General features: G+C 50.7%; 15 protein-coding genes. All 15 read right to left on the bottom strand.

What is annotated here, in order from left to right:
• Nucleotides 1-172: 172 nt before the first annotated feature.
• The 15 genes from I6E40_RS04800 to I6E40_RS04730 all read right to left on the bottom strand — a co-directional run bounded on the left by I6E40_RS04800 (nucleotide 173) and on the right by I6E40_RS04730 (nucleotide 14534).
• The gene (locus tag I6E40_RS04800) at nucleotides 173-1843 is read right to left on the bottom strand and encodes an alpha-amylase family glycosyl hydrolase (RefSeq protein ID WP_235385768.1); all 1671 of its coding nucleotides are present in this window, start codon (nucleotides 1841-1843) and stop codon (nucleotides 173-175) included.
• Nucleotides 1844-1941: 98 nt separating this feature from the next.
• Nucleotides 1942-2844: an ACP S-malonyltransferase gene (fabD, locus tag I6E40_RS04795; RefSeq protein WP_235385767.1), complete on the bottom strand. Its 903-nt coding sequence runs from the start codon at nucleotides 2842-2844 to the stop codon at nucleotides 1942-1944.
• A gap of 230 nt (nucleotides 2845-3074) precedes the next feature.
• The gene (gene thiD / locus I6E40_RS04790) at nucleotides 3075-3860 is read right to left on the bottom strand and encodes a bifunctional hydroxymethylpyrimidine kinase/phosphomethylpyrimidine kinase (RefSeq protein WP_235385766.1); all 786 of its coding nucleotides are present in this window, start codon (nucleotides 3858-3860) and stop codon (nucleotides 3075-3077) included.
• 22 nt (nucleotides 3861-3882) lie between these two features.
• The gene (locus tag I6E40_RS04785) at nucleotides 3883-4065 is read right to left on the bottom strand and encodes a hypothetical protein (protein WP_235385765.1); all 183 of its coding nucleotides are present in this window, start codon (nucleotides 4063-4065) and stop codon (nucleotides 3883-3885) included.
• Nucleotides 4066-4089: 24 nt separating this feature from the next.
• A complete protein-coding gene (locus I6E40_RS04780) occupies nucleotides 4090-5355 on the bottom strand; it encodes a hypothetical protein (protein ID WP_235385764.1) in 1266 nt (421 codons plus the stop codon).
• 474 nt (nucleotides 5356-5829) lie between these two features.
• Nucleotides 5830-6717 (bottom strand): F0F1 ATP synthase subunit gamma, encoded by an 888-nt coding sequence (locus I6E40_RS04775; RefSeq protein WP_235385763.1) that lies wholly within the window; start codon nucleotides 6715-6717, stop codon nucleotides 5830-5832.
• Between the two features lie 129 nt (nucleotides 6718-6846).
• The gene (gene atpA / locus I6E40_RS04770; RefSeq protein WP_235385762.1) at nucleotides 6847-8439 is read right to left on the bottom strand and encodes a F0F1 ATP synthase subunit alpha; all 1593 of its coding nucleotides are present in this window, start codon (nucleotides 8437-8439) and stop codon (nucleotides 6847-6849) included.
• Nucleotides 8440-8489: 50 nt separating this feature from the next.
• Nucleotides 8490-9029 carry a F0F1 ATP synthase subunit delta gene (locus tag I6E40_RS04765; protein ID WP_235385761.1) on the bottom strand — a complete coding sequence of 180 codons (540 nt, stop codon included), beginning with the start codon at nucleotides 9027-9029 and terminating at the stop codon, nucleotides 8490-8492.
• A gap of 149 nt (nucleotides 9030-9178) precedes the next feature.
• Nucleotides 9179-9694: a F0F1 ATP synthase subunit B gene (gene atpF / locus I6E40_RS04760; protein ID WP_235385760.1), complete on the bottom strand. Its 516-nt coding sequence runs from the start codon at nucleotides 9692-9694 to the stop codon at nucleotides 9179-9181.
• A gap of 14 nt (nucleotides 9695-9708) precedes the next feature.
• Nucleotides 9709-9954: an ATP synthase F0 subunit C gene (gene atpE, locus I6E40_RS04755; RefSeq protein ID WP_235385759.1), complete on the bottom strand. Its 246-nt coding sequence runs from the start codon at nucleotides 9952-9954 to the stop codon at nucleotides 9709-9711.
• Between the two features lie 61 nt (nucleotides 9955-10015).
• Nucleotides 10016-11098, bottom strand: coding sequence for a F0F1 ATP synthase subunit A (atpB, locus tag I6E40_RS04750; protein WP_235385758.1), 1083 nt, complete (start codon nucleotides 11096-11098; stop codon nucleotides 10016-10018).
• Nucleotides 11095-11511, bottom strand: a complete 417-nt coding sequence (locus I6E40_RS04745) for a hypothetical protein (RefSeq protein ID WP_235385757.1) — start codon at nucleotides 11509-11511, stop codon at nucleotides 11095-11097. The genes atpB and I6E40_RS04745 overlap by 4 nt, the downstream gene beginning before the upstream one ends.
• 59 nt (nucleotides 11512-11570) lie before the next feature.
• Nucleotides 11571-11810 (bottom strand): ATP synthase F1 subunit epsilon, encoded by a 240-nt coding sequence (atpC, locus tag I6E40_RS04740; protein WP_235385756.1) that lies wholly within the window; start codon nucleotides 11808-11810, stop codon nucleotides 11571-11573.
• A 246-nt stretch (nucleotides 11811-12056) separates the two neighbouring features.
• Nucleotides 12057-13589: a F0F1 ATP synthase subunit beta gene (atpD, locus tag I6E40_RS04735; protein WP_235385755.1), complete on the bottom strand. Its 1533-nt coding sequence runs from the start codon at nucleotides 13587-13589 to the stop codon at nucleotides 12057-12059.
• Nucleotides 13590-13775: 186 nt separating this feature from the next.
• Nucleotides 13776-14534 carry an adenine nucleotide alpha hydrolase family protein gene (locus tag I6E40_RS04730; RefSeq protein WP_235385754.1) on the bottom strand — a complete coding sequence of 253 codons (759 nt, stop codon included), beginning with the start codon at nucleotides 14532-14534 and terminating at the stop codon, nucleotides 13776-13778.
• Between the last annotated feature and the right edge of the window lie 297 nt (nucleotides 14535-14831).

Here is a 14831-nt window from a genome sequence, read left to right as displayed (position 1 = left end):
AAGGAGCGTTCAAAGGAAAAAGTTAACTTACGGGTAGGCTTCTTAGTGCGCCCTTTTATAAGGTTTCGTCAGTCACATGACCCGCTTCAAGGAATCAAGAATCAACTCCCTCCGGATTCATAGTCCCCTGAATAAGGCGAAAGGTGAGGAGAGAGGAGATGGATGCCGTATGTCAGAGCCTCAGGACGGTCACGCCGTAGGCAGGCAACTGCACGTAGAGCGGAGCGTCGGGGCGCAGTTCAACGGTGACGGTCTCTTCCGTCATGACGCTGACGGCAGATTTCGTTCCCTCGCGGAGTTTCAAGACGTCAAAAGCGTGGGACGGAATTTTGATGCCAACCTGCACGGAGGCGGGGTCGAAATTGACGGCGACGAGATAGACCTCACGGCCGAAATGACGAAGGAAGGAGTATTGACGGTCGCAGTTGTAGCCGTAGTCTCTTCCGTAGTTAGCATATTGTAAATCAAAGAATCCACCCTGTTCAAACGCCTTTCGGCTGTTGCAGAGCGTGAGGATTTTTTGATAGTAGTCATAGAGGGCAGCCTCTTCCGGGGTGAGTTTTTTCTCAAAGGCGGGAGCGGTGAGTTTTTGCAGGGAGGCAGGATTCCAGTAGTCAAAAATGGTGGTTCTGCCATCGTTTCCGCTGAATCCTTCCGCATCCATGCCTGCTTCTCCGATTTCCTGTCCGGCATAGACCATGTAGGCTCCCGGACTCATCAGTGCTCCTGCAGCCAACGCCGGTTTTGCCTTCTCTGCGTTTCCTGCAAAATAGGCAGAAGCGATTCGTTGTTCATCGTGGTTTTCAAGGAAATGAAGCATGTGTTCCTTGATGTCATCAGTCGCCTGCCAGCAGGAGGTGATGCAGGAAGCGGAGGCGTTTCCGCAAACAATGGCTCGCAGGGTGTCATAGAGTCCGACCTTGTCATAAAGGTAGTCAAAGCCGGCGGCGAGGTAGTCGCGGTATTGCGCCGGGTTATATACCTCTCCAATGAAAAGCACGTCGGGATGTTCTTTCTTCACGGCAGCCACGGCGTGGCTCCAGAAAGCTGTGGGCACCATCTCCGCCATGTCGCAGCGGAAGGCATCAACCCCTTTTTCTGCCCAGAAGAGCAAGATGTCCGTCATCTTTTTCCAGGTGGAGGGAGTGGGGGAGAAGTGGGTGGTGCGTCCGCCTTGATAGTCAATGCCATAGTTCAACTTCACCGTTTCATACCAGTCATTTCTTGAGGGGGAAGCGTTAAAGCAGTCGTTTCCGGTGGCTTTTGCGGGCAGTTCGACGTAGGGTTCGGCTTGTGCGGCGGAACGGGCGAAGTCGGTGCGGAGTTGCTGTCCCGGGAGATAGTAGAAGTTGTTTTGTGGGTCAAAGCCTTTTGTGGTGTCGTCTTTTTCGCCGAGGTCTTCCACGCCTTTGGGGGCGGCGTCACTGTGGTAGTGTCTGGCGACGTGATTGGGGACGAAGTCGATGACCATTTTCAGTCCCGCCTTGTGAGTTCGGTTGAGGAGCGCTTTGAACTCCTTCATTCTGTCGGGGACGCTGACGGCGAGGTCCGGGTCGATGTCATAGTAGTCCTTGATGGCGTAGGGCGAGCCTGCTTTTCCTTTGACCACGGCGGGATGGTCTTTGCTGATTCCGAAGGCGGTGTGGTCCGTCTGTGTGGCGTGTTCGATGAGTCCTGTGAACCAGACGTGCGTGAATCCCATGCGTGAGATTCTTTGGAGTTTGGTCGCCGTGATGTCGTTCATTTTTGCGGAACCGTTCTCCTGGAGCGTTCCGTTGGGTTTGTTGTTTTTTGTTTTGTTGCCGTAGAGGCGTGTGAAGATTTGATAGATGACGGGGCGCATATCTTTTTCTCCGAGGCTTTTTTGTTACGTTGCAGGGGCTGCGTCTTTGGCGATGATGCTTTGACGCAGCCCCTTTGTTTGGTTTTTGGATTTAGTTTTCAGTCATTGACGCCGTGAATGGAGACGTTCTCGTTTCCTTTGCAGATTTTGGCAATCATTCCTTGGAGGGTTTTGCCGGGTCCGCATTCTGTGAAGCTTGTGGCTCCGTCAGCCACCATGTTTTGCACTTCTTCCGTCCAGCGCACGGAGGCAGTGAGTTGAGCGATGAGGTTCGCCTTGATTTCCTCGGGGTCGGTGTGGGGTTTAGCGTCCACGTTCTGATAGACGGGGCAGACGGGAGTGTGGAACTCGGTGGCTGCGATGGCTTTTTCCAGTTCTTCTTGTGCGGGGAGCATCAAGGGAGAGTGGAAGGCACCGCTGACGGGGAGGACGAGTGCACGTTTCGCACCTGCTTCTTTGAGACGCTGGCAAGCGATGTCGATGGCTTCTGCTTCGCCGGAGATGACGAGTTGACCGGGGCAGTTGTAGTTGGCAGGAACCACCACCTTTCCGCTTTCTTCACGCACGGCGGCGCAGACTTCTTCCACTTTCTCATCAGCGAGGGCGATGATGGCAGCCATGGTGCCGGGGCGTGCCTCACAGGCTTTCTGCATGGCAATGGCGCGGGCAGCCACTAACTTCAAACCGTCCTCAAAGTTGAGGCAGCGGGCGGCGGTGAGGGCGGAGAGTTCGCCCAAAGAGTGACCGGCAACCATTGCGGGTTCAAAAGCGGAACCCAGACAGAGGGCGCTCACCACGCTGTGGAGGAACATGGCGGGTTGAGTGACTTTCGTCTGCTTCAACTCTTCGTCCGTTCCGGAGAACATGATGTCTGTGATGCGGAAGCCGAGAATTTCGTTGGCTTGTTCAAAATGTTGCTTGGCAATGGGGTGCTTTTCATAAAGGTCTTTACCCATACCTACAAACTGTGCGCCCTGACCGGGAAATACGAATGCTTTCATGCTTAAATTCAATTTTGGTGATTCAAATGTAGAAATAAAGGGAGGGTTTGTGTTTCTTCCCGTGTCCCTTTCTGACTGCAAAATTAGTGAACTGCGGGGAAACAGAGGGTTTTCTGACGACTTTTCTTTGTTTGAAAGGTGGGAAGAATGGGTTGAGGGGTGTTCTTCTGTCTGAAACTTGGTTTTGAGGGGAAAAAAGCAGGTTTTGGGGAAGCACACGTAGTTCTGACTTACAAAAGGAAACTGCCGCCGTGTCCTTTTCCGGCATCATAGTCTGCCCCTTTCTCCAAGGCTTGTTGAAGGAAGGTTTTTGCCTTTCCGACAGCCTCGGTCAAAGAAAGTCCTTTTGCCGTGTAGGCTGCAATGGCGGAGGAGAGCACACAGCCGGTGCCGTGGTTGTTGCGGGTTTCCACTCGGTTGCCGTGGAAAGAAGCGAAGTTCTTTTCTTTTGCATCGTAGAGCCAGTCTGTGACCCCTTCGGGACTGTGACCGCCTTTCACGAGGATGGAGGTCTCGGGATGGCGTTCGCTCATGAGGTGCACGAGTTTGGAAGCATCGGTGGTGTCGCTTCCGGTCAGGAACTGTGCTTCGGGGATGTTGGGGGTGAGCAGACGGATGCGGCGGATGAGGCTTGGCATCACGGTTTTCATGGCTTCCAAGTTGGTGAGTGGGAAGCCGGAGGAAGAAATCATGACCGGGTCTGCGACGACAAAGCGCGGGGCGTGAGCATCCAGGGAGCGACAGATGGCTTCGACGATGGGGGCGCTGCTGACCATTCCGATTTTCACGGCGGCGGGCATGAGGTCTTCCATGACCACGTTGATTTGTGCCTCCACCTGTTCTGGCGGCAGAGGGTGGTTGTCGGCGACCCCCAAAGAGTTTTGAATGGTGATGGAGGTGATGACGGCTTGACCGTAGCACCCCAGACGGTGGAAAGTGTTCAGGTCTGCCACAATGCCGGCTCCGCCTGAGGGGTCGGAGCCGGCAATGGTCATGCAAACATCATAGTGTTTCATTCTTTTTGGGTTTGGGTGTGACTTATTCTTCCATGTCTGCCCAAAGGGTGGAATTGCCGCGCTTGTTGGAGAATTGTTGCGTGGCAGCGTTGTCAGAGTATTGGTTTCCGAAAATCACTTCCTCTTCGCCGGAAATCGAAAGGAGATGACTTTCGGGGGAAAACAGCATCATGCTGCTGTGGGGAGCAATATATCTTTTCTTCATTTCTGAGAGGTCTGAGAGAAAAACTTACTTGGAAATGAGCACTTTTCGTCCGTTTCGGATGTAGATTCCGGCGGGCAGTTTCCCTTCGCTGTCTGTGGTCACGAGTGTGCCGGAGAGTGTGTAGGTCTTGCCGTCGTTCAGTCGGGTTTCGGGTTCTGCGGTGATGGAACTCATGCCGGTGATTCCTTGATAGGGTAGGGCAAAGCCCACGATTTGCAGTGCATCGCTTTGTTTGATTGCCATGTAGGCTTTGTTGGCTGCATTGGTGAAAGGACCGCCGGATTCTTGTCCCCAATAGAACCCTAAGTTGCTGTTCTCTCCATCCACGGAGTTGAGATAGTAGAGTTTGTAGAAATAATAAGCCTCCTCTGTGGGCGCAGTGGTGAAGGCATCGGTGGATGTTCCGTAGAGCAGATTGTTTGCGCTGGCGGATTTTTGGCTTTGTGCTGCCGCTTCTGTGGTGATGGGGGTAAATGCGGCATAACTTCCCTGTTCTCCTTTCACAAGCAAGGCAGTTTGTGCGGGCACGGTGCTTCCGGCTGGATAGACGGGCGAGATGGTCAGCGTCTTACTGTTGTTGTTGGCTTCGGTGACAGCGTAGCCGCAGAGTCCGTTGGGCATGACGTAGGCATTGTCACTGAAGAAAGTGCCGTAGCCTTCCTTGGTTCCGACGACAATCGTGCCCACTTGCTCGCGACACTCTTCTGCTTCGTAGATGAGCGCACAACTATAGTTTGTGTCGTCCATGCTTGTGGGACTGTAGAGACTATAGTAATTATCGATAATACTATAACCTAAAATTTTCTCTTGCTTTTTGTCATACAAAACAACCGCCCCCGGCACTTTTTTCGTGTTGAAAGTCCAAACGGCGCCATCGCTCTTGTAGTTTTTCGTTGTAAAATTGTTGCTTTCCCCGATATAATAAGTGTTAGGTTTGTTCTTCGCTGCTAATAGATAGGCCTTATTGCTTGAGTAGGAACTGATGACAAACAAATTGTCTTCGTCCAACTTCTCCGGGTTGGTGGTGAGGTTGTCACACAGCAATTTTTTAGCACCTGTGGTTCTGAAGGTCTGGTTCATCGCATAGAGATTCCCATCTTTCGTGGATTGTTGAAGAATGACATAGTTTTTGTCCGCGCTGATTTCGCTTTCGGAAGTCACTAACTTCAACCGATATTTTCCCACGTAGGTTGGCACCTCCGGAATCAGTGCCCAAGCTTTGAGTGGACAGAGCGAGAGCAGCAGGAGCACGGTCAAAAAGGAAAAGAGTGTAGGATTCTTTCTTCTCATGTTGGCGAGGTTCTAAAATGATTACTAAGTAATCCTCAAAAAATAACCTGCATCATCTTTGAAAATCTTTTCGGTCCATATTTCCTCCCTCATCAGTCACATAGCCCGCTATGCTCCTTCTTCGGGTGAAAATCTGACCTCGAAAATCTAATTCAAATCTGACGCAACTTATTATTTTCATATTACTAAAGGGAACTATTCTCTAAGAAATCAAAACTCAATTCAACCTAATTCTTAGAAAACTCCAAAACCATGCGACGGAATTTTCCGTCACATGGTTGAGATGATTGGTGTTAAGTAATCCTCAAAAAATAACCTGCATCATCTTTGAAAATCTTTTCGGTCCATATTTCCTCCCTCATCAGTCACATAGCTACGGCTATGCTCCTTCTTCGGGTGAAAATCTAACCTCGAAAATGTCATTCAAATCTGACGCAACTTATTATTTTCATATTACTAAAAAGGAGTTCGTTTTTATTGCATGCTTCCACCAACGATGTCCAGCAGTTCAGCCGTGATGGCTTGCTGACGTGTCTTGTTGTAGGTGAGGTTGAGTTGCTGCAGCAAGTCGTCAGCGTTGTCGGTGGCGGTTTGCATGGCAATCACGCGTGCTGCATGTTCACTTGCGAGACTGTCGAGTAGGGCGGTGTAGATTTTGAGATGGAGCGAGAGAGGAATCAGTTTGGCAGCCACGGTCTCCGCATTCGGCTCAATGATGAAGTCAGAAGAAGTCTGCGGCGCGGCAGTTTCGGCTTCGCTTTCGGTGACAGAAGATTCTGACGCCGGGAGATAGGTTTCCTCAATCAAGACCTGTGACCCTGCACTCTTGAAGTGATGGTAGATGAGCTCAATTTGGTCTGTTTCATCTTTGGAGAAGAGTTCCATCAGTTGGATGGCGAGTGCGGATGCTTTCTTGTAGGAGGGGTGGTCCAGCATGTCGGAAAAGTCTTCCTTCAGTTCGAACCCCATTTTTTTCACCGCTTCTGCTGCCTTCTTTCCGATGGGAAAGACCTGTTCGACTTCAATGCCCTGTTCCCGGAAGTGAGCCACTTTCTTCTGGAAGGCTCGGATGACGTTGGCATTGAAAGCACCGCAGAGCGAGGAGTTGGAAGTGAACAGGACGATGGAGACCTTTTTCACCTCTTTCTTCTCCACGGCAAAAGGATTTTCAATGCTTCCTTCCGAGGCGTTGTTGAAGCGCAGAAGAATCTGCTCCAGTCTTGAGGCATACGGCCGCATGCTCTCAATTGCCGCACAAGCGTGGTGCAACTTGGAGGAGGCAACCATCTTCATCGCACTCGTGATTTTGCGAGTGTTTTTGACAGAGGCAATGCGGTTTTTAACTTCTTTGAGTGATGCCATGAGGCGTATTTAAAGAGTTAGAGGGTGCTGTTTTTATTGAAGGGGTGTTCTATAAATTACGGGTAAGGAACGTTCAAAAGAAAAATCAACTCAACCTAATTTTTAGAACACCACTGAAGAAACTTTTGCTCATTGTGCTGCCACCAGCATTTGGCTGGTTTCTGCTGCCACCTTCTCGATCAGTGCAGACACTTCGGGTGAAAGGTTTCCTGCAGCCAGGGGTGCGAGGATGGTGTCGGCGTGATGGGTGCGCACTGTTTGAAGGAAGTGCTCTTGGAAGTCTTCCACCTTTTCGAGCGGGATGTTTCGGAGGAGTCCTTTCGTTCCGCAATAGAGGATGGCAACTTGTTCTGCCACGGGCATCGGGCTGTACTGTGCCTGAATGAGCAGTTTGTTGTTCTTTCTTCCTCGGTCAATGGTCATGGCTGTCACAGCATCCATGTCGGAAGCAAATTTGGCAAAGGCTTCCAGTTCTCGATACTGTGCCTGGTCAATCTTCAGCGTACCTGCGACCTTCTTCATGCTCTTGATTTGTGCAGAACCACCGACACGGCTCACGGAGATGCCGACGTCAATGGCGGGACGGAAGCCCTGGTTGAAGAGGTTGGTGTCCAAGTAAATCTGACCGTCGGTGATGGAAATCACGTTGGTGGGGATATAGGCAGAAACGTCACCGGCTTGTGTTTCAATGATGGGAAGTGCGGTGAGCGAGCCTCCGCCCTTCACTTCTCCCTTCAGACATTCGGGCAGGTCGTTCATTTTCTCTGCCACCTCTTGCTGGTTGTTGATTTTTGCTGCGCGTTCCAGCAGGCGGGAGTGGAGATAGAAGACATCGCCGGGGTAGGCTTCACGTCCGGAGGGGCGGCGGAGAATCAGGGACACTTCTCGATATGCCACTGCCTGTTTTGAAAGGTCATCATAGACCACGAGCGCGTGCTGTCCGCGGTCGCGGAAGAACTCGCCGATGGCAGCTCCGGCAAAGGGTGCGTAGTATTGCATGGCGGCGGGTGCTCCGGCGGTGGCGCTGACCACCACGGTGTAGTCCAGTGCGCCGGCTTTTCTCAGCGTCTCCACCAAGGCAGCCACGGTAGATGCTTTCTGACCGATGGCGACATAGATGCAATAGACGGGGTCTCCCGATGCGTAGTTATCCTTTTGGTTGATGATGGTGTCGATGGCGATGGCAGTCTTTCCGGTTTGTCGGTCACCGATGATGAGTTCGCGTTGTCCTCGTCCGATGGGAATCATGGAGTCCACGCTTTTCAGACCGGTTTGGAGGGACTGTGTGACGGGCTGTCGATAAATCACGCCCGGTGCCTTGCGGTCCAGGGGCATGAGATATTTTTTTCCGCCGATGGCTTTGCCACCGTCGAGCGGATTTCCCAGAGGGTCAATGACGCGTCCCAGCATTTCCTGGCTGACTTCAATGGATGCGACTTTACCGGTTCGCTTCACATTTTGTCCTTCTTTGATGCCTTCGGAAGAGCCGAGTAGCACGGCACCGACATTGTCCTCTTCGAGGTTCATCGCCACTGCCATCACTCCGTTGTCAAATTCGATGAGTTCGTTCTCGGTCACGTTGGTCAGACCGTAGATGTGAGCCACGCCGTCTCCGATGGAGAGCACGACTCCCACTTCCTCAAACTTGACATCGTTGTCTGTGTTGCGGAGTTCACGAAGAAGGACTTCGCTCACTTCACTGGGTTTGATATTGTTCGACATTTCTTTGTTGCTGTTGTAGATGATGGATGATGGTTGGAGGTTTCAGGAGGTCATTGAAGTGCTCTTCTGATTTTGTTCAGTTGAGTTTTCACGCTGGCATCAAATTGTTGGTTATTATATTCCAAGATGAAACCTCCAATGATGTCAGGGTTCTCTTTGACCTCAAGACTAACCTTGGATTGTGCTTTTGTCTCAATCCATTTTTGCAGATGTTCCCTCAACTCTTTTGAGATGGGGGAGGGCACTGTGAGGCGTCCCAAAGTGATTCCCTGTTCTTTACGGTATAGGTCAGCGTAAGTCAAAGCCACCAGTTGGAGTTGTTCCGCACGTTTCTTCTCCAGCAGGAGTTTCGTGAAGCGTGCGAGAGCGTGGCTGGGTTTTGCTTCGTTGCATGCAGCGGCAAGAACGAGTTTGTTTTTCTTCTCTTCCGAGAGGATGGGGTTCAGCAGAGCCCGCTTGAAGTCGGGAACAGCCACGAATGCTTCAGCCAGATTTTTGACTTCGGCATAGACCAACTCTTCTTCTTTGTTTTCTTTGGCAAAGCAGAGAAGTGCTTTGGCATAACGCATGGAGATGATACCAGAATCCATTATATATATAATAATGTGTGGGAATGAATGTACTTCGCAGTGAAATTCGGAGACAGGTGGTTTTGTTCTCCTCCTTTCTCGACTTTTCTCAATCATCTGTCAGAGAAGTGGTTCTCTTTCAGATTGTCTTCAGGGTTTTCAGACGGTGCTCAGTTCTCTTTCAGACTTTCGTCCAAGAGTTTTTCGATGAGTTGTTGTTGAGAAGTTTGGTCGGCAAGGTGCTGTCGCACCACTTTTTCTGCAATAATGACGGAGAGGTCAGCCACAGTTTGGCGAATTTCTCGAAGTGCATTCTCTTTTTCTGCCTCAATCTGCTTTTTTGCCTCTTGCATCATGGCAGCACTTTCGTTTTGTGCTTTTTCACGTGCTTGCTGGATGATGTTTTCGCCGGACTGTTTTGCCTGTTTGAGGATTTCAGCCTGTTGGTTGCGTGTTTCATTCAGCATTCGCTCGCTTTCCAGTTGGATGTCTGCCAGTTTCTCGTTGGCTTCGCGTGCTTTCCCCAGAGCCTCGTCAATGTAGTTTTTGCGTTCTTCCACCATCTTGATGATGACGGGGAACCCAAACTTTGCCACAAAGAAGAAGACCACGAGGAATGCCAGCAACATCCAAAAGAGGAGACCGGCATCCGGAGTTAAAATAGAGGGCAGATTGATTGACTGCATAGAGAGAAAAAAGATTAGATGAACAAGCAGAGGAGGCAAACAATCACGGCGAAGAGTGCCACACCTTCCACGAGGGCTGCAATGATAATCATGTTGGAGCGGATGTCACCCGTTGCTTCCGGCTGACGCGCAATGGCTTCCATGGCTGCGCTACCAATTTTGCCAATTCCGAGACCGGCACCGATGGCTGCGATACCTGCGCCGAGGCCAACACCTAATTTAGCAATACCTGCTGCTTCTAACAATGCGAGTAATAACATAAGAATGAATGTTTTAAAGTGATTTATTGAATGATTTCAGTAAGGATGTTTTCTTTTTCTTTCACTCGTGGTGTTCTGGGTGAGCCAAGCCGATGAACACGGCGCTGAGCATGGTGAACACGTAGGCTTGGATGAATGCCACCAAGAGTTCCAAGGCGTTCATGAAAATCATCATGACCAGACTGGCGAGTGTCATGGGGGCGCCGATGCCAATGCCCATCTGGAATGTGATGAAGATGATGCACGTGATGGAGAGGATGATGGCGTGTCCTGCCATCATGTTGGCGAAGAGACGAACCATCAGGGCGAAAGGCTTTGTGAAGATGCCGAAGAGTTCAATGACCGGCATCATCGGCACGGGCACTTTCAGCCAAGTTGGCACGGGCGGCCAGAAGATTTCCTTCCAATATTCCTTGTTGCCAAAAAGATTGATGAGCAAGAAGGTGCAGATGGCAAGGAAGAAGGTGATGTTGATGTTGCCGGTGATGTTTGCTCCGCCCGGGAAGATGGGGATGAGTCCCAAAAGGTTGGTGATGAAGATGAAGAAGAAGGCGGTCAGGAGGAACGGTGCATATTTGCGGTAGTGTTTCTCTCCCACTGAGGGCTTGATGAGGTCGTCCAAAATGGACATGACGAACATTTCCACCAGTCCGACAAAGCCGTTGGGAGCAGGTGTGTCGGGTGTTTTCTTCTTATACCATTTTGCTGTGCTGAGGAAGATGCAGAGCATGAGGACAACCACAATCCAGATTTGCACCACGTCTTTGGTGATGCTCAGATCCAAGGGGCGTTCAACGGTTCCGTCAGGCAGTTTTTCATAGATTTTGCCGTTTTGTTCCTGGTTCAGGAAGAAAGCGCCGAAGGTGTTGTCCCCGCTCTTGTGGAATTCGGAAGAACTGAAGAAGAACCATTCTCCGTCATGGTTTTGAACGATGACAGGAAGGGGAATCGACACGTGATGTCCGTTGACGGAGCAGATGTGCCATTCGTAGGCATCGCTCAAGTGTCCCAGGACGATTTCCTTCACATCAATTCCGCCCTCTTCCTGAGCTGCTTCCGAGCATCTTCCTTGTGAGGGGAAGAAGCAGAGAAGGAGGCCTAAGACAATGATTCTGAGTGAATGTGTGAGAATGTTCAACTTCATTTTGATTGTTTTTGTTGTTTCTCTGATTCTGAGAAATAGAGCGTCGTGATGATGAGTCCGATGAGGTATAGCCATCCCAGACTTGCGGTGAAGTAGAGTAGGTTGTTTTTCACGGCGACGGCATAGATGACCAAGATTGTCAGCGTCAGCAGGAGTTTTCCGACCTTGCTGGCAAGATAGAACATCATGATTTTCTTTCCGCCGCTTTTCACCAGCCGGCTGTGCAGGGTGTAGGTCAGGATGGCGATGATGAAGAACAGGAGTGTCACCATCATGATGAACGGAACCTGTTGCATGGCGACCTGTTGTCCTCCGAAAGCGAGGTCTGTGAAGTAGAGCAGGGGGGCAGACAGGAGGTAGAGCAAGGTCTCAATGGACCAGAAGAGCAGAAGCGTTTTGTTTTCCTTTTTCATGGGAGGATGGGAAATTTTCAAGAGAAGCGGAGAATCAGTTTTCAGCCGTTCTTCTTGTTTCACGCCGTTTCCACGCAGATGGAAACCACGTTGTGTTCCACTTCCACGAATCCCGTTTTGATTTCGATGCGGAAGTCTTCGCTTCCTCGGCAGACAATTTCGCCTGCTGTCAGGGTGGAGATGATGGGGGCGTGGTTTTGCAACACCTCAAAGCGTCCCATTTCTCCGGGAAGCATCACGCTGTCCGTTTCTCCTTTATATAAGGTCTTCTCGGGGGAGACGATATTTACTTTCATCATATCACGCGCAGTGGTTTATATTCAAGGTGTGTTCTACAAATTACGGGATAAGGAGCGTTCAAAAGAAAGCGTTTGTATGTTTTGGTCGTAGAGTCTTATATGAGTAAGTCGTTTCTTAGCACGTCCTTTTGAAAGTTTCGTCAGTCACATAGTCCGCTATGCTTCTTTCTCCGTTGACAAAAGTTCATCTTTAAGAAATCAAAACCCAGTTCAACCTAATTTTTAGAACACCCCTCAAGAGAGGACTTAGGCTTGTGCCAGCAGTTTCTTTCCCTTTTCGATGGCATCGTCGATGGTGCCGACATTGAGGAATGCCTGTTCGGGGAGGTGGTCCACCTCGCCGTCCAGAATCATGTTGAAACCGCGAATGACCTCTTCGATGGGCACCATGACACCTTCCACGCCGGTGAATTTCTCTGCAACGGTGAACGGCTGGCTCAGGAAGCGTTGCACGCGTCGAGCGCGGTTCACGGTGATGCGGTCTTCCTCAGAGAGTTCGTCCATGCCGAGGATGGCGATGATGTCCTGAAGTTCTTTGTATTTTTGGAGGATTTGCTTCACGCGTTGTGCACATTGATAGTGTGCTTCTCCGATGACCTTGGGGTCAAGGATGCGGGAGGTGGATTCCAGCGGATCCACGGCGGGGTAGATACCCAACTCCGTGATTTTACGGCTGAGCACCGTGGTGGCATCCAAGTGGGTGAAGGTGGTGGCAGGTGCCGGGTCGGTCAAGTCGTCGGCGGGCACATAGACTGCCTGGATAGAAGTGATGGAGCCGTTTCGGGTGGAGGTGATGCGTTCCTGCATCGCACCCATTTCGCTGGCGAGTGTAGGCTGATAGCCCACGGCGGAGGGCATACGTCCCATCAAGGCGGACACCTCACTACCAGCCTGTGTGAAGCGGAAGATGTTGTCGATGAAGAAAAGGATGTCTGCGGTTTTGCCGTCTTTGGCACCGGCATCGCGGAAACTCTCGGCGATGGAGAGTCCGGAGAGAGCCACGGAGGCACGTGCGCCGGGAGGTTCGTTCATCTGTCCATAGACGAGGGTGGCTTGACTCTTTTCCACTTCGTTGTAATCCACTTTTGACAAGTCCCATTCTCCGCGTTCCATGGCTTCCTCGAAGGCTTTGCCATAGCGAACGACGCCGCTTTCAATCATTTCTCGGAGCAGGTCGTTTCCTTCGCGTGTACGTTCCCCCACACCGGCAAAGACGGAGAAGCCGTCGTGTCCTTTGGCGATGTTGTTGATGAGTTCCATGATGAGCACCGTCTTACCCACGCCGGCACCTCCGAAGAGTCCGATTTTTCCGCCTTTGGCATAGGGTTCGAGCAGGTCAATCACCTTGATGCCGGTGAAGAGCACCTCGCTACCCGTTTTCAGGTCTTCGAACTTAGGCGGTTCGCGGTGGATGGGATACATGCCGGATGTTCTGTCCAAGTTTTTCAGACCATCGATGGTGTCTCCGGTCACGTTCATCATTCGTCCTTTGATTTGTGCGCCGGTAGGCATGGAGATGGGTGCGCCGCAGCAGACTGCTTTCAGTCCTCGGCTCAGTCCGTCGGTGTTGTCCATCGCCACGGTGCGGACGGTGTCCTCTCCGATGTGCTGTTGCACTTCGAGGGTGATGGTTCTTCCGTCGGGGTGAGTCACTTTCAGAGCCTCGTGGATGCGAGGCAGCACTTCTTCGGCTGCTTTGCCTTCTGTGTCAAAAGCCACATCGACCACGGGGCCGATGATTTGCGAAATATATCCCGTGTTAGCGAGTTTACCGCTCATAAGAGAAATGTTTTAAGAATAATATAGAATGATGAATGAGCCGAACTTTCGTGGGGCTTGTCTTGAAACTGCCGCAAAGTTAGCAGATTTAGGGAAAGAGACCATCCTCTGATTCACTTTTTTTGAGAGGATTTCCCTTTTTTCTGTAAAATAGGGTGAAAAGACGAGGATTTGAGAATTATGGAATCAAAATGAAAGAGAGGTTTCTTCGTGGTCAGCCATTTCTTCGATGAGTATCCCGCTTTTCTCCATGGCGTGCCAGATGCTGTGTCGATAGTCCGGGTTCAGTCGTTCCATCTGTTCCGCGAGTTGTTTCATTTTCAGTCGATTCCCTTGAGTTTCGTGTGGGCAGGTTTTGATCAGAGGTTGATAGTTCTGCAGCGCCGCCCATTCTTTCAGCAGATTTTCCGGGATGGCAGCCATGGGTCGGATGAGCGTCATGTCAAATTTCCTCATCTTCAGGAGGACGGGCATGGTGTTGAAACTTCCGGCAAAGGTCAGGTTGAGGAGTGCTGTTTGGATGAGGTCATCTTGGTGGTGTCCGAAGGCAATTTTTCGGAATCCCATTTTTTGTGCTTCGTCAAAGAGCACTTTCCTTCTGTTCCATGCGCAGAGGAAGCAGGGACTCCGTTTCTCGTTGGTGTCCGGTGAGAAGGAAGCCACTTTGAGGTGAAACGGAATGCCCCATTTGTCCGCTTGTTTTTTCAGGTAGTCCGCGTCGGTGCTGTAGCCCACGTGTGGCATTCTGACGTGCAGGGCAGCCAGTTCAAATCCACCTTGGCTTCTTTTCATTCTTTCTCCGAGCAGGTCCATCAAGGCGAGGGAGTCTTTCCCGCCGGAGAGCGCAATCAAGATTTTGTCACCGGGTTCAATCAGCGGATACTGACGCAGCGTGCGTCCCATGATGCGCTGAAGTTTGTCATGTGTTTTTCGTTGGGAGGACATGGGAAGTCAAAGAGTCAAAGAGTCAAAGAGTCGAAGAGACAAAGAGTCAAAGAACGAAAGACGAATGGACCGTCTTTTTGAACATTAATGTCCATGAATTTATTCATTAAAAAGTCATTAATTGGTTTTGGAATACAACACGCGCGAAATGTTCAGAATTAATGAGCAATTAACGAGAGAATTTATGGGCATTAATGGAGAAACATTTTTGTTTTGGAACACGGAACGCGCGAAATGTTCAGAAATTGAACGAATGAATGAAAGACAAAAACCGGAAAAACCCCTTGCGCTTGATGC

Origin of the sequence: Prevotellamassilia timonensis (assembly GCF_021531665.1) — a bacterium.
GTDB lineage: Bacteria > Bacteroidota > Bacteroidia > Bacteroidales > Bacteroidaceae > Alloprevotella.
Note: the sequence above shows the minus strand (reverse complement) of the source record. Positions and strands in the feature narration are given on the sequence as shown.

What these genes read in the sequence shown, in the direction of transcription:
- I6E40_RS04765 (WP_235385761.1), bottom strand. Translation starts at nt 9,029, where the DNA reads ATGGATTCTGGTATCATCTCCATGCGTTATGCCAAAGCACTTCTCTGC.
- I6E40_RS04800 (WP_235385768.1), bottom strand. Translation starts at nt 1,843, where the DNA reads ATGCGCCCCGTCATCTATCAAATCTTCACACGCCTCTACGGCAACAAA.
- atpD (WP_235385755.1), bottom strand. Translation starts at nt 13,589, where the DNA reads ATGAGCGGTAAACTCGCTAACACGGGATATATTTCGCAAATCATCGGC.
- atpB (WP_235385758.1), bottom strand. Translation starts at nt 11,098, where the DNA reads ATGAAGTTGAACATTCTCACACATTCACTCAGAATCATTGTCTTAGGC.
- fabD (WP_235385767.1), bottom strand. Translation starts at nt 2,844, where the DNA reads ATGAAAGCATTCGTATTTCCCGGTCAGGGCGCACAGTTTGTAGGTATG.
- atpF (WP_235385760.1), bottom strand. Translation starts at nt 9,694, where the DNA reads ATGCAGTCAATCAATCTGCCCTCTATTTTAACTCCGGATGCCGGTCTC.
- atpC (WP_235385756.1), bottom strand. Translation starts at nt 11,810, where the DNA reads ATGATGAAAGTAAATATCGTCTCCCCCGAGAAGACCTTATATAAAGGA.
- thiD (WP_235385766.1), bottom strand. Translation starts at nt 3,860, where the DNA reads ATGAAACACTATGATGTTTGCATGACCATTGCCGGCTCCGACCCCTCA.
- I6E40_RS04745 (WP_235385757.1), bottom strand. Translation starts at nt 11,511, where the DNA reads ATGAAAAAGGAAAACAAAACGCTTCTGCTCTTCTGGTCCATTGAGACC.
- atpA (WP_235385762.1), bottom strand. Translation starts at nt 8,439, where the DNA reads ATGTCGAACAATATCAAACCCAGTGAAGTGAGCGAAGTCCTTCTTCGT.
- I6E40_RS04785 (WP_235385765.1), bottom strand. Translation starts at nt 4,065, where the DNA reads ATGAAGAAAAGATATATTGCTCCCCACAGCAGCATGATGCTGTTTTCC.
- I6E40_RS04775 (WP_235385763.1), bottom strand. Translation starts at nt 6,717, where the DNA reads ATGGCATCACTCAAAGAAGTTAAAAACCGCATTGCCTCTGTCAAAAAC.
- I6E40_RS04780 (WP_235385764.1), bottom strand. Translation starts at nt 5,355, where the DNA reads ATGAGAAGAAAGAATCCTACACTCTTTTCCTTTTTGACCGTGCTCCTG.
- I6E40_RS04730 (WP_235385754.1), bottom strand. Translation starts at nt 14,534, where the DNA reads ATGTCCTCCCAACGAAAAACACATGACAAACTTCAGCGCATCATGGGA.
- atpE (WP_235385759.1), bottom strand. Translation starts at nt 9,954, where the DNA reads ATGTTATTACTCGCATTGTTAGAAGCAGCAGGTATTGCTAAATTAGGT.